Annotated in this window: 9 protein-coding genes; 5 read left to right on the top strand and 4 right to left on the bottom strand. The window is 43.3% G+C overall.

Annotated elements, in window-relative coordinates; translation table 11 throughout:
• On the bottom strand, nucleotides 1-678 hold a 678-nt coding region (locus F6K52_RS19355; protein WP_293081095.1), incomplete at its 3' end, for a Uma2 family endonuclease.
• A 153-nt stretch (nucleotides 679-831) separates the two neighbouring features.
• Between F6K52_RS19355 and F6K52_RS19350 the strand changes: the two genes are divergently transcribed.
• From F6K52_RS19350 to F6K52_RS19330, 5 genes are all read left to right on the top strand, one after another.
• Entirely contained in the window at nucleotides 832-987 is a 156-nt protein-coding gene (locus F6K52_RS19350; RefSeq protein ID WP_293081091.1) for a hypothetical protein, read from the top strand.
• Between the two features lie 38 nt (nucleotides 988-1,025).
• Nucleotides 1,026-1,205 (top strand): hypothetical protein, encoded by a 180-nt coding sequence (locus F6K52_RS19345; RefSeq protein ID WP_293081088.1) that lies wholly within the window; start codon nucleotides 1,026-1,028, stop codon nucleotides 1,203-1,205.
• A 16-nt stretch (nucleotides 1,206-1,221) separates the two neighbouring features.
• Nucleotides 1,222-1,392 (top strand): hypothetical protein, encoded by a 171-nt coding sequence (locus tag F6K52_RS19340; protein ID WP_293081085.1) that lies wholly within the window; start codon nucleotides 1,222-1,224, stop codon nucleotides 1,390-1,392.
• Nucleotides 1,393-1,452: 60 nt separating this feature from the next.
• Nucleotides 1,453-4,905, top strand: a complete 3,453-nt coding sequence (locus F6K52_RS19335; RefSeq protein ID WP_293081082.1) for a HEAT repeat domain-containing protein — start codon at nucleotides 1,453-1,455, stop codon at nucleotides 4,903-4,905.
• 180 nt (nucleotides 4,906-5,085) lie between these two features.
• The gene (locus F6K52_RS19330; RefSeq protein ID WP_293081079.1) at nucleotides 5,086-9,255 is read left to right on the top strand and encodes a HEAT repeat domain-containing protein; all 4,170 of its coding nucleotides are present in this window, start codon (nucleotides 5,086-5,088) and stop codon (nucleotides 9,253-9,255) included.
• A gap of 221 nt (nucleotides 9,256-9,476) precedes the next feature.
• On the opposite strand, the gene F6K52_RS19325 is transcribed toward F6K52_RS19330, so the two are convergent.
• The 3 genes from F6K52_RS19325 to F6K52_RS19315 form a co-directional block, all read right to left on the bottom strand.
• The gene (locus F6K52_RS19325; RefSeq protein ID WP_293081076.1) at nucleotides 9,477-10,376 is read right to left on the bottom strand and encodes a Uma2 family endonuclease; all 900 of its coding nucleotides are present in this window, start codon (nucleotides 10,374-10,376) and stop codon (nucleotides 9,477-9,479) included.
• Nucleotides 10,377-10,515: 139 nt separating this feature from the next.
• Nucleotides 10,516-13,143, bottom strand: coding sequence for a chloride channel protein (locus F6K52_RS19320; RefSeq protein ID WP_293081073.1), 2,628 nt, complete (start codon nucleotides 13,141-13,143; stop codon nucleotides 10,516-10,518).
• 87 nt (nucleotides 13,144-13,230) lie between these two features.
• Complete coding sequence (locus F6K52_RS19315) at nucleotides 13,231-14,565, bottom strand: TldD/PmbA family protein (RefSeq protein WP_293081098.1); 1,335 nt, start codon at nucleotides 14,563-14,565, stop codon at nucleotides 13,231-13,233.
• Nucleotides 14,566-14,798: the final 233 nt, after the last annotated feature.

The raw sequence follows: 14,798 nt of genomic DNA, 5'->3' as shown, positions 1-14,798 counted from the left end.
TTCAAGTTCAGCGTCAGTGGGAATCCAATTCCCATGTTGATCATACCAACGTAGCCACAACCGATTTAATCCCCGATATTGACCAAGCCATAGCCCTATAGCCAATTGCAACTCAGGGATCCAAAACTTAGAATTGTCTATGGTTTGGGGTTGATAGCTGCCGCCATCTAACTTAAAAATTCGCAATTCATTGCTGACTCGGTCGAAGGTGAGATAGTAGGGAATTGCTAAAATCTGCTCGTACACTTCCCATTTGGTGGGTGGTTCTGCCGTTCTTTCACTGTAACCGAGGTCTTGATCTCTGGTGCTCCCAGAGAGCAACTCTATCGCCACAATTGGTCTGACCTCTTCTTGCCAGATCACATAACTCATTCTTAGCTCTCGTTCCTGGTAGAATCGGGAAATCCCTACTACGGCAAACCAATCCGGTCGTTTATACCAAGCGGTATGTTTGGGGTCATAATATAAATTTAAGTCACTGGCGACAAACACCCTTTCGCTGTCATAATTGGGAGGGCGAAATGTTTCACTACACAGTTGTGGTTGCCAACTATGAAATTCGTCAGGCAAACCCGGCTCCTCTGGATCTTCACTGGGTAAATCATACATGGTGGGCAGGGTTTCTTTGGCCGGATGAGGGAGAATAACTTTTTTAAATGAGGGTTTGGCAACAGACATGAGATCACCTCAATTTTTGTCCGACTGATGAGTTTGATCTTAGCAAGGGAGTAGGGAGTAGGGAGTAGGGAACAGGGAACAGGAAACAGGGAACAGGGAACAGGGAACAGGGAACAGGAAAGAGAAAAATCCTGTGTACCTCAGGTGCGACCCGTGGCGAATTTAATTCTTAATGGGTCAAGCGCACCTAATAGTTATGAAAAACGCTGTTCCGATTCCCGATGCCCGACTCCCGACTCCCTACTCCCTACTCCCTACTCCCTACTCCCTACTCCCTACTCCCTACTCCCTACTCCCTTTGCTCTATAATGAAATGATAAATAAACCAAAAAACAACTACCAATATCATGCTGGATTGGTTAGCAGTTTGGGGAATTCCTAGTGCTGGTGGCTATCTGGCCAAGGAAGTGATTGGTCTTTTGGCCAAAGAGGCTCTAGAAGACTACACCAAAGACTTCTTCAAAGAATCCATCAAAGAGTATACGGGATTATCGGATCAAAATACCCAGAAAAAAACTTTTTGGTAAAGCCTTAAAATAATTTATGGCTTTAGTGGAAGAAGAATTGGAAGATGCTGATTTATCTAAGCAAGAATTAAAACAGTATAGTAAACCTCTCAATCAGTATATTAAACATAAATCCATTAAAGCTATCCTGGGCAGTGCGTTCAAGTATGGCTGTGTTGGCGTAGGGTGGCCAACGGCGAAGGAATAGATACCGATATATTAGCGAAGACTTAGATCGAGCTTGACTTATTAGAATTACCGGAAGGATTTGATTGACACTATGTATTATATTGGTAAAAGCTATATCAGAAAAGTAAAAAAGAATAACAATGATAAAGTAAAAAATACTATTCGAAAATTCGATCAGTTACGGCCTATCCGAGATTACCCAACCTTGGAAGCGATCGCAAAAAACACTAAACCAGAAATTACCCCAGATGTTGACTTAACGAAATATCAGGAAGCACTCCTAGAGAGCTACGGTAATGTCAAATTGGATAGTTTGGATACTAGTGGCTGTGCTTATAATGAACTAAAACTCTGGAATATATTTATTCCCCAAAATGTGCAAGAGGTTCATGACTTGATGCCGGAGGCGATTCATGAACTGCCTAAGGATGATGATCGAAAACTGCAAGAGAGTGGTGAACTAGATCACGACATTGACCAAAAGGAGTTGCAACGAGCTAAAGAGGTTTATTATCAACAGCCAATTCAATCCATATTGGATGTGATCAAGAACTCTCAAGGCTATCGGTATTTGGTGGTTTTAGGAGACCCAGGCTCTGGTAAATCTACCTTGCTCCAGTATTTAGCATTGGAGTGGGCAAGAACCGATCTAACTACTGAAAGTTCTCTACGGATTCCGTTACTGATTGACTTACCCACTTATATCCGGAATCGCGATAGTGGACAGTGTCAGGATTTTTTGGAATTCTGCCATCAAAGTAGTGAAACGATATGTCATCTGAATCAAAATAAACTTGATGATCACTTAAAGGCTGGTAAAGTCTTAGTTATGTTTGATGGCTTGGATGAACTGTTTGAGCCAGGGAAACAAGAAGATGTCATTACTGATATTCATCGCTTTACGAATAAGTATCCTAAGGTACAAGTAATTGTGACATCTCGGGTAATTGGTTATAAACCTCAACGGCTACGGGATGCTGAATTTCGTCATGTTATGCTCCAAGACTTGGAGTCGGAACAAATTCAAACGTTTATCGAGCAGTGGCATGAGTTAACCTATACTGATCAAGTCGATAAAGTTAGGAAACAGGAGCGCTTACAAAAAGCCATTAAGACATGCTCTCGGATTCTAAAACTGGCGCAAAATCCCCTATTACTAACGATGATGGCAATCCTGAACCACAATCAAGATTTGCCTCGTGACCGCTCTGAACTCTATAACCAATCTTCTCGCTTACTGCTCCATCAATGGGATGTGGAACTAGCATTACTAGAAGATAATGGTGTTGAGCCGAAGAGGATTGATTATCAAGATAAGCAACAGATATTGGGAAAAGTGGCATATTTCATGCAGGGTAATCAAGGGGGATTAGCGGGAAATCTGATTAGTGGGGAAGATTTAGAACGGATTATCAAAGAGGAGCTGAAGTTACGGGAGGTTAGGAATCCTAAAGCGGTTGCTAAGGAAATGATTAATCAGTTGTGTTCCCGCAATTTTATCTTTTGTTCAATGGGAGCAGATTACTACGCTTTTGTGCATCGGACATTTTTGGAATATTTCTGTGCTCGGGAATTTGTCAGGAAATTTGAGAAAAAGCAGGAGATTTCCCTAGCACAGTTGAAAACTGAGGTATTTGGTAAGCACTGGCGGGATGAATATTGGCATGAAGCTCTGCAGTTGGTTGTGGGCATGATTGATTCCCACAAAGGTGGAGAGATTATTGAGTATTTGATGGCACAAGGTGGAGTAGAGGATGATTTTAATAATTTATTTCTGGCAGGGGATTGTTTATCTGAGGTTAGGAATCGGTATGAGATTAAATCAACAAATATTAGATTACTGAATCGCGTCAAAGACTTAATTCATGATGATCTAAATTCTACTGATAACAAGTATAGAGATGAGGCCAACTTACTCCGTGATATTCGCATTAAAGGTGTTGTAGCAGTAGCCACCCATTGGCAAGACCACCGAGATAGCTTAGCCCTACTTAAAAAATTGGCTCGCTCTGATGCTGATTTTTGGGTGCGAGTTAGAGCAATTGAACAGTTAGCTAAAAGTTACAAAGACCACCGAGATAGCTTAGCCCTACTTAAAAAATTGGCTCGCTCTGATACTGATTTGTGGGTGCGAGCTACAGCAATTGAACAGTTAGTTCAAGGTTACAAAGACCACCCAGATACCTTAGCCCTACTTAAAGAATTGGCTCGCTCTGATACTGATTCGTGGGTGCGAGTTAGAGCAATTGAACAGTTACTTCAAGGTTACAAAGACCACCCAGATACCTTAGCCATACTTAAACAATCGGCTCGCTGTGATACTGATTCAGAGTTGCGAGTTAGAGCAATTGAAGAGTTAGCTAAAGGTTACAAAGACCACCCATATACCTTAGCCCTACTTGAACAATCGGCTCGCTGTGATACTGATTCGGAGGTGCGATGTAGAGCAATTAAACAGTTAGTTAAAACTTACAAAAACAACATAGATACCTTAGACATACTTCAAGAATTGGCTCGCTATGATAAAGATTCCTGGGTGCGATCTACAGCAATAGAACAGTTAGTTAAAGCTTACAAAGACAACCCAGATACCTTAGCTTTACTTCAAGAATTGGCTCGCTCTGACCAAGATTGGCAGGTGCGATGTAGAGCAATAGAACAGTTAGCTAAAGGTTACAAAGACGACCAAGATACCTTAGCCCTAGTTCAAGAATTGGCTCGCTGTGATACTGATTCCGATGTGCGATGTAAAGCAATAGAACAGTTAGCTAAAGGTTACAAAGACGACCAAGATACCTTAGCCCTACTTCAAGAATTGGCTCGCTATGATACGGATTCGTGGGTACGAATTACAGCTATTGAACAGTTAGCTAAAGGTTACAAAAACGACCAAGATACCTTAGCCCTACTTCAACAATGGGCTTGCTCTGATAAAGATTCGTGGGTACGAGTTACAGCAATTAAACAGTTAGCTAAAGGTTACAAAGACCACGGAGATACTTTAGCCCTACTTCAACGATGGGCTCGCTCTGATGCTGATTCGAGTGTGCGAGTTACAGCAATTGAACAGTTAGCTAAAGGTTACCAAGACCACCGAGATACTTTAGCCCTACTTCAACAATGGGCTCGCTGTGATCAAGATTGGCAGGTGCGAGTTACAGCAATTGAACAGTTAGCTAGAGGTTACCAAGACCACCCAGATACCTTAGCCCTACTTCAAGAATCGGCTCGCTGTGATACTGATTCGGATGTGCGATGTACAGCAATTAAACATTTAGCTAAAGGTTGGAAAGACCAGCCTTGGTTATTTGAATTTTTATGTAATCGCGTAGCGCCTATTTCAGAGCATCGCACTCTCCATAAACCGTTTGACCGTAAGGAAGACTGGGATGAAAATCCTCGACAAGTAGCTCTTAATGCCATCCTGGAATATTATCCTAACCATTCCGAAACCCGATCCTTATTAAAGGATAGAGCAAAGCATGACCCCGATCCTCAACTGCGGAAGTTTGCTAAGGAGAATTTAGAATGAAGAATGAAGAATTTAGAATGAAGAATTTAGAATGAAGGCGTAGGGTGTGTTAGGGACGGGCTCGCCAAGACGCAAGCCATAGCAAGTGTTGAGATAGTCCGTCCCGTAACGCACCATCAGGTCAAAGTGATTGCCTTTTGTCTATAATGATAGATAAAATAAAAAATAACTACCAATAAGATGCTGGATTGGTTAGCAATTTGGGGACTTTCTAGTGCTGGTGGCTATCTGGCCAAGGAAGTAATTGGTCCGTTGGCGAAAGAAGCTCTAGAAGACTACACGAAAGATTTTTTCAAAGAGTCTATCAAAGAGTATACCGGACTATCGGATCAAAATACCCAGAAGAAACTCTTCGGTAAATCCTTAAAAGAATTTATGGATTTAGTGGAGGAAGAATTGGAAGATGCTGATTTATCTAAGCAAGACGTAAAACAGTATAATAAAACCCTCAAGCAGTATATTAAAAATCAATCCATTAAAGCTATCCTAGGAAGTGCGTTTAAGGATCGCTGTAAACGAATAGATACCGAAAAATTAGATAAGACTTGGATTGAGCTTGACTTATTACCATTACCAGAAGGATTTGATTGGCACTATATTGGTAAACGGTATCTCAAGGAAGTAAAAACCATTATTCGGGAATCCGATGATTTACGGCCTATCCGGGATTCCCAAACCTTGGAAGCGATCGCAGAAAACACGAAAGCAGGAATTACCCCAGATTTTGACTTAAGGGAATATCAAGAAGCACTCCTAGAGAGCTATGGTAATGTTAAATTAGATAGTTTAGATACTAGTGGCTGTGCTTATAATGAACTAAAACTTTGGAAGATATTTATCGCCCAAAATGTGCGAGAGGTTCATGACTTGATGCCGGAGGCGATTCATGAGCTGCCTAAGGATTATTATCAAAAACTGCTAGAGAGTGGTCAACTAGATAAGGAAATTGACCAAAAGGAGTTGGAAGACGCTAAAGAGCGTTATTATCAACAGCCGATAAAATCCGTATTGGATGTAATTAAGGAATCACAAGGCTATCGCTATTTGGTGGTTTTAGGAGACCCAGGCTCTGGTAAATCTACGTTGCTGCAATATTTAGCATTAAATTGGGCAAGAACTGATATAACTACTGACAGTTCTGTACTAATTCCCTTACTGATTGAATTACGCACCTATATCCGGAATCGCGATAGTGGACAATGTAATAACTTCTTGGAATTCTGCCATCAAAGCAGTGGAGCGATATGTCATCTCAATCAACATGACCTTGATCAGCAGTTAAAAGCTGGTAAGGTGTTAGTTATGTTTGATGGCTTGGATGAAGTGTTTGAGCCAGGGAAACGAGAAGATGTGATTACGGATATTCATCGCTTTACTAATACCTATCCTAAGGTACGAGTAATTGTGACATCTCGGGTAATTGGTTATAAACCCCAACGGCTAAGGGATGCTGAATTTCGTCATCTTATGCTCCAAGACTTGGAGTCGGAACAAATTCAAACCTTTATCCAGCAGTGGCATGATTTAACCTTTACTGATCAAGCCGATAAAGTTAGGAAAAGGGAGCGCTTACAAAAGGCAATCAAGACATCCTCCCCGATTCGACAATTGGCGCAAAATCCCCTATTACTAACGATGATGGCAATCCTGAATCGCAATCAAGACTTGCCTCGTGACCGCTCTGAACTCTATAACCAATCCTCTCGATTACTGCTCCATCAATGGGATGTGGAACGAGCATTACTAGAAGATAATCGTGTTGACCCGAAGACGATTGATTATAAAGATAAGCAACAGATACTAGCCAAACTAGCATATTTCATGCAGGGCAATCAAGCAGGATTAGCAGGAAATCTGATTAGTGGCGAAGATTTAGAACGGATTATCAAAGAGGAGCTGAAGTTACGGGAAGTTACTAATCCCAGAGCGGTTGCTAAGGTAATGATTAATCAGTTGCGCACCCGCAATTTTATCTTGTGTTTCATGGGAGCCGATTATTACGCTTTTGTGCATCGGACATTTTTGGAATATTTTTGTGCTTGGGAATTTGTCAGAAAATTTGAGAAAAAACAGGAGATTTCCCTAGAACAGTTAAAAACTGAAGTATTTGGTAAGCACTGGCGGGATCAATCTTGGCATGAAGTGCTGAGATTGATTGTGGGCATGGTTGATTCTAAGAAAGGTGGAGAAATTATTGAGTACTTGATGGCACAAGATGGAGAAGGATATAAATTTAATAATTTATTTCTGGCAGGGGATTGTTTGTCTGAGGTTAGGAATCGGTATGAGATTAAATTAACGGATGATAGATTACTGAATCGTGTCAAAGACTTAATTGAGTATGCTCAAAATACCAAAAGATTCAGTCATACTAATATTTGCGCTAACGCTGTTGTAGCAGTAGCCACCAATTGGCAAAACCACCCAGATATCTTACCCCTACTTCAACAATGGGCTCGCTCTGATAAAGATTTGTGGGTGCGAGATACAGCAATTAAACAGTTAGCTCAAGGTTACAAAGAGCACCGAGATACTTTACCTCTACTTCAACAATCCGCTCGCTCTGATAGTGATTCGTGGGTGCGACGTACAGCAATTAAACAGTTAGCTCAAGGTTACAAAGACCATCGCCATACCTTAGCCCTACTTCAAAAATCGGCTCGCTCTGATAAAGATTCGTGGGTGCGACGTACAGCAATTTACCAGTTAGCTCAAAGTTACAAAGACCAACCAGATACTTTACCCCTACTTCAAGAATCGGCTCGCTCTGATAGTGATTCGTGGGTGCGAGGTACAGCGATTGAACAGTTAGCTCGAGATTACAAAGACCACCGAGATACCTTACCCCTACTTCAACAATCCGCTCGCTCTGATAAAGATTCGTCGGTGCGAGGTACAGCAATTAAACAGTTAGCTCAAGGTTACAAAGACCATCGAGATACTTTACCCCTACTTCAAGAATCGGCTCGCTCTGATAAAGATTCGTCGGTGCGAGCTACAGCAATTGAACAGTTAGCTCAAGGTTACAAAGACCAGCAAGATACTTTACCCCTACTTCAACAATGGGCTCGCTCTGATAAAGATTCGTCGGTGCGAGGTACAGCAATTAAACAGTTAGCTCAAGGTTACAAAGACCATCGAGATACTTTACCCCTACTTCAAGAATCGGCTCGCTCTGATAAAGATTCGTCGGTGCGAGCTACAGCAATTGAACAGTTAGCTCAAGGTTACAAAGACCAGCAAGATACCTTAGCCCTACTTCAACAATGGGCTCGCTCGGATAAAGATTTGTTGGTGCGAGGTACAGCAATTGAACAGTTAGCTGAAGGTTACCAAGACCACCAAGATACTTTACCCTTACTTCAACAATGGGCTCGCTGTGATAGTCATTTTTTGGTGCGAGGTACAGCAATTTACCAGTTAGCTGAAGGTTACAAAGACCACCAAGATACTTTACCCCTACTTCAACAATCGGCTCGCTGTGATAGTCATTTTTTGGTGCGAGGTACAGCAATTAAACAGTTAGCTCAAGGTTACAAAGACCATCGAGATACTTTACCCCTACTTCAAGAATCGGCTCGCTCTGATACTGATTTGTTGGTGCGAGCTACAACAATTAAACAGTTAGCTCAAGCTTGGCAAGACCATCGCCATACCTTAGCCCTACTTCAAGAATCGGCTCGCTCTGATTTCAATTCCAGGGTGCGACTTCAAGTACTTGAACAGTTAACTCAAGGTTGGCAAGACCATCGCCATACCTTAGCCCTACTTCAAGAATGGGCTCGCTCTGCTCCTGATTTGAATCTGCGAGATCTCTTAATTGAACAGTTAATTCAATGTTTGCAAGACCACCCATATCTCTTACCCCTACTTGAAGAAGAATCGGCTCGCTTTGATCCTGATTCGGATCTGCGAGATCAAGTAATTGAACAGTTAATTCAAGGTTGGCAAGACCATCGCCATACCTTAGCCCTACTCCAAGAATGGGCTCGCTCTGATCCTGATTCGAGGGTGCGAGCTACAGCAATTAAACAGTTAGCTCAAGGTTGGAAAGACCACCCATATATCTTACCCCTACTTGAAGAATGGGCTGGCTCTTATCACTATTCATTTGAACAGTTAGCTGAAGGTGGGCAAGACCAGCCTTGGTTATGGGAATTTTTATGCGATCGCACTCGCCATGACCCCTTTGAGCATAAGGGACAAAGGACATACAATCCTCGAAAAATAGCTCTTGAGGCCATCCTCAAATATTATCCTAACCATTCCCAAACCCGGTCTTTATTGCAAGATAGAGCAGAGCATGACCCTGATCCTAAACTGCGGAAGTTTGCTAAGAATAATTTATAATGAAGAATTAATAATTAAGAATTGGGAATTATACATTCAGCCTTCAGCCTTCAGCCTTCAGGCTGAAGCTGATAACTAAAAGTTGTTCGCGTAGGGTGCGCGTAGCGCTTAAGCTGATAACTAAAAGCTGTTCGCGTAGTGCTAATCGCTGATAGCTGATAGCTGATAGCTGATAGCTGATAGCTGAAAAGTGATAGCTTACATAAAAACTCAGACAGCTGTTAAATCTCATCGGGATTAATACCCATCTGTCGTAACCGTTCTGCTAGTTGTTCAGCTCGTTGTTGAGCTAGTTCTTTCTGTTGGCGTTCAAGTTCAGCTCGTTGACTTTCCTGTTGAGCTTGTTGTTGAGCCAGTTCTTTCTGTTGGCGTTCTTGTTGAGCTTGTTGTTGAGCCAGTTCTTTCTGTTGACGTTCAATTTCAGCTCGTTGGTGTTCAAGTTCAGCTCGTTCTGCGTTAGTGGCAATCGAATTTTCCTGTTGATCATACCAACGTAGCCACAACCGATTTAATCCCCGATATTCCCCACGCCATAGCCCTATACCCAATTGCAACTCAGGGATCCAAAATTTAGAATTGTCTATGGTTTGGAGTTGATAGCTGCCGCCTTCTAACTTAAAAATTCGCAATTCATTGCTGACTCGATCGAAGGTAACATAGTAGGGAATGGCTAAAATTTGCTCGTACACTTCCCATTTGGTGGGTGGTTCTCCTGTTCCTTGACTGTAACCCAGGTCTTCATCTAGTGTACTCGGAGATAGAAATTCTATGGCAACAATCGGTCTCACCTCTTCTTGCCAAATCACATAACTCATTCTGAGGTCTCGTCCCTCGTAGAATCGAGAAACCCCTACTACGGCAAACCAGTCCGTTCGTTTGTACCAAGTAGTATGGTTCGGGTCGTAATACAAAAATAAATCAGTGGCTACAAAAACGCGATCGCTCTCATAATTCGCAGGACAAAACGTCTCACTACACAGTTGTGCTTGCCAAAGATGAAATTCGTCCGGCAAACCGGGTTCCCCAACAATTTCACTGGGTAAATCATACATGGTGGGCAGGGTGTCTTTGGCCGGATGGGGGAGAATAACTTTTTTAAATGAGGGTTTGGCAAGTGACATGAGATGACCTCAATTTTTGTCCGACTGATGAGTTTGATCTTAACAACTGTCGGTAAGCATTAAGCCGTCAGCTGTCAGCCATCAGCTGTCAGCCATCAGCTGTGCTCCCTGTTCCCTGTTCCCTGTTCCCTGTTCCTAGTTAATGAAGCGCTTCCCTAACCAAAATCACAGTACTATCAACACCCCGTGCGATCGCTTCTGGAATATTGCCATGGATCGCTTGCTCCAATAATCCCTCTCGACTAGCTCCGATCACGACTACATCATACTTTTGAGCCTTGGCTAAACGAATTAAAGCATCAGAAACAGAATAGGAACGGATTGGAATTGATGCCACATCACAAATACCTTTGAGTTGCTGTTTGAGGAAATAGGTAGCTTTTTCCAAGCTAGTCATTACAGGTTCCCCAGCTTGAGGGTTAAAAACCTGAGTTACTACGATTTGCTCTGCTTTAGCAAGGGTTGCTAGTATCGGAATTAATTGTAGGGCACGGCTAGAATTCGGTCCACCAGCAATGGGGATTAACCAACGCTTCCAGGTCTTAGCTAGTGAACCGTACTTAGCAGATTTAACATCTTTTACTACTTCCTTGCCTTGGGGTAATTTCAGCAAGACTAAATCACAGGGAGCTTGTCGAATCAAGGTATCGATAATATTACCAAAAATCTGATTAGGACTATTAGATGGTGCTCCTTTCCATCCCATCAAAATCAGATTAATATGTCGTTGTTTAATAGTTTCTAGAATTGCTTGAGCGGTATCGTGGGATATCCGGATTTGGGTGTGAACTGGCATTTCCCACCGTCGCCCTAGCCTTTCCGCTTGCCTTAGCAATCTGCGACTTTTAGTAGTATCAACTGCTGTCTGAGCAGGACTAGTGCTGCGGGAGATAGGTATTACCTGCAAACACTCAAGTTCATAGTCGCGATCGCGGCCAATAGCAGTAGCTATTTCCAACAATACTGGTGCTGATTGGGGATTAGCTAAGGGAACCAACATTCTTCCACTACCGGTAGCTGGAGCGCGAGTATAATAGACGCCATAGGAGGGATCAGGACTTGGTCCTAGCTGCTCTTTTTCCCCACTAAGTTGGTTAGCTTCAGCACGAATAATATCACTAAAGGTAATGATTCCAACTAACTTTCTACTTTCTAGAACAGGTAAGCGATTGAGTTGATAACGATTAAGAATGTAGAGAACGTGGCTTAAAGTATCATTGTGTCTAACTGTTATCGGTTGTAGAGTCATCACCTCTTTTATATGGATATTCCCTGGCAGTCGGTCTCGGTTCTTGGCAATATCTTCCTGAGTAATGATCCCGACCAATTTACCCTGTTCAACTACTGGAAAGCCCCGATGACTAGAGTTACTAAAGGTCTGAATGGCTTGATCTAAAGTCATCTGACTCCCTAGGGTTTCTACCCGGCGCTGCATGATGTCAGATGCTTTCAAACCAACTAAGGTACTTTTATCCACCTTTACTTGAGGCAAGCTGTAGCCTTTCCTCTCCAACAAACGTTGATAGAGAGACCCTTTGGCTAATTGATCCGCAACTAGGTAGGAAACCACACAGGTGATCATTAACGGTAGGACTAGATTAAAGTCCGTTGTCATCTCAAAAACGATCAAAATCGCTGTGATTGGTACCTTGGAAACGGCACTAAAAAATGCTCCCATCCCTGCCAAGGCGTAGGTAATCGGATAACCTAATCCGAGCAGGTGATACTCACCGATGCCAACTAAATAGCCTAATGCGGAACCCAATACTAGGGAGGGATGAAACAACCCCCCTGGTGCTCCAGAACCATAAGCAATTATGGTCAGTAAGAAGTAGACTACAAAAGCAAGACAGGTAAATTTCCAGCCGACATTACCACTGAGCAACAACTCCCGCAAACCACTGTTGTTATGGAACTGCTTCGGTAGCAGTGCTACAATACATCCACTAAGCATTCCGGCTATACCAATCCGCAATGGTAAACTGAGCTTGAAGCGGTCGTAAAAATTCAGACTGGCCAGAATTCCCTGATTAAACAAAGCTGCTAGTAATCCAGCCAACACTCCTAACAATAAATAGAAGGGAATCTCACGAGCGTCAAAGGTGCTGGAAAAGTTGCTTAGTTCCCGATTAAGGTCTAGGGTCCCTCCACCCAATAGTCGGGAAACCACGGCACCAATAAAGGATGCTAGAATAGCACTACCTAGTGTTATATTAGATAAATCTGGTAACAGTTCCTCAAAGATAAAGGCTACACTAGCCAGGGGAGCATTAAACCCAGCGGCTAATCCAGCCCCAGCCCCAGCAGCAATCATTTGACGTCGGTGATCAGGAGAGGTGGGTACCCAGCGAGTCAATTGAGCTGCCAAAGCTGACCCAATATGAACGGTTGGGCCTTGCCGTCCCATGGTCATTCCTGCCGCCAGAGATAGGATCGTAGTGATCAACTTGACCGCAGCCACCCGTAAATTCATGGCGATGGGAAACCGAGCAAGGGCACCTTTGATCTGAGGTACGCCACTGCCAGTTGCCTCTGGTGCTATAAACTCAATCAGGAATCCGCACAGTAATCCTAAGCAGAGTCCAAAAGCGGGTAGGGCAAAGCTAGGGGGTAGGATCGCAGATGCTTGAAGCCGCCAACTCCCTAACCAGCCAATACTGTATTTGAGTAATACTGCTGAGAGTCCTGAGACCAATCCAATCAGACAGGCTTCGGCAAGGGCAAGACTTCTTTTCGGGATCAGCCATTGGGTAATGGGATTGATCATTGATTGATCATGAGTTAATTTTCATTAGTGATTATTCCTAGGTACTTTGTCGATACCAGGATAATTTCTGTAGTTACAACTGACCGACTAATTACTAGAGGTTACCGATAGTCCTTCCACAATTAGAGAAGGTGTGTAGATGCTATCCTGCCATTCAGCATCATCACCAAGTAGCACTAATTGCTTAAGGGTGTTGTAGACATTCCCAGCTACCATGGTGTCTTTGACTCGACCAATAATTTTTCCTTGTTGCACCCGATAGCCTAACTCAACATTGACGGAAAAGTCACCAGAGATGCCAGCACTACCCCCAAGAATCTGGTCTATGACTAATCCTTCGTCTAATTGCCCAATTAAGTCATTGAGTGACCCTTGGCCTGGTTTAATCAGTAAGTTGACTAGATCAGGGGTTGGGTAGCTGCCTAGGCTAGGGCGAAATCCATTGCCTGTTGTGCCAGTTCCGAGTAGGCGACCGGTAGTGCGATCGCAAAAAAACTGTTGCAATTGCCCTTCACTGATAAATACGAGGGATTGGGTAGGGGTGCCTTCATCATCAAAGGGACAAGTGTAGGGAAATTCAGGATTGGGTTGTTGAAACAGGGTCAGGTTTTTTGAGGTAACCACCTGACCTAGACTATCACTCCAGGGGGTGGCTTTTTCAAGTACCCGTTTTCCATTTAAGGCTGCTTCCACAGTGCCCCATAGCAAATCCGCTGCTTTAGAGGTCAACAAAATTGGCACACGACCACTGGGAGTAGAGACATTTTCCGTTGCCCAGTTGAGCCGTTGTAAGATTTGGTCTAGGACTTTTTTAGTGTTTAGGCTTTCTTTAGGCTCAGATGGGGTTAATCGAATTTCTGTACTATCACCAACACTTAAAAAGTCTTCACCCCTAACCCATTCAACCCCAAGGAAATAACTGAGACTAGTGTCAGTGTAAGAGCAATGTAATCCTTCGGAGTTAATTAGGCTAGTGGTTTCTGACTCCCATTCCGACTCAGCGCTACACAACACTTCTGGGTAGGCATCGCGAATTAATGCGATCGCATCCGAGCCCATTGTTACTAGTTCTTCTATCGGTATAGTTTCTGGTGAATCGGAATAGTTAGCGCTAGGGCCATCAGCCAGTTCTATGGATTCCGGTTCATTGAGTGCAGTCATGGCCATTGCCCGGTCTACTAAATCTTGGGCTGCCACTGCTCCATAGCCCACTGCTAGTCCTGGACGTCCGTCTCGCCATAACCGTAGCGCTGTGCCTTCCGATTGACTACTTTCGATTTGTTTGAGCCGATTCGCTTCAAAAAACACAGGACGAGAAAGCGTCTGGGACTGATAAACCTCTGCACTAGTCGCTCCTGATTTAGCTGCTAAGTCTAACAGTTGTTCAGCTTGCAGCTCTTGGGGTCTAGTTTCAGCACTCATATTGCAAAGGGAGTAGGGAGTAGGGAGTAGGGAGTAGGGAGTAGGGAGCAGGGAGCAGGGAGCAGGGAGTAGGGAGTAGGGAGTAGGGAGCAGGGAGTAGGGAGTAGGGAGTAGGTAATAAAAATTACTCACAATTTATTTTTAGCTTCTGCCTTCTGCCTTTTGCCTTTTGCCTTTTGCCTTTTGCCTTTTGCCTTGCCCGTAGCGCTATAACTCCCGGCATAGCCAAAATC

It is taken from the genome of Moorena sp. SIO3H5 (assembly GCF_010692395.1).
Classification (GTDB): domain Bacteria; phylum Cyanobacteriota; class Cyanobacteriia; order Cyanobacteriales; family Coleofasciculaceae; genus Moorena.
Note: the sequence above shows the minus strand (reverse complement) of the source record. Positions and strands in the feature narration are given on the sequence as shown.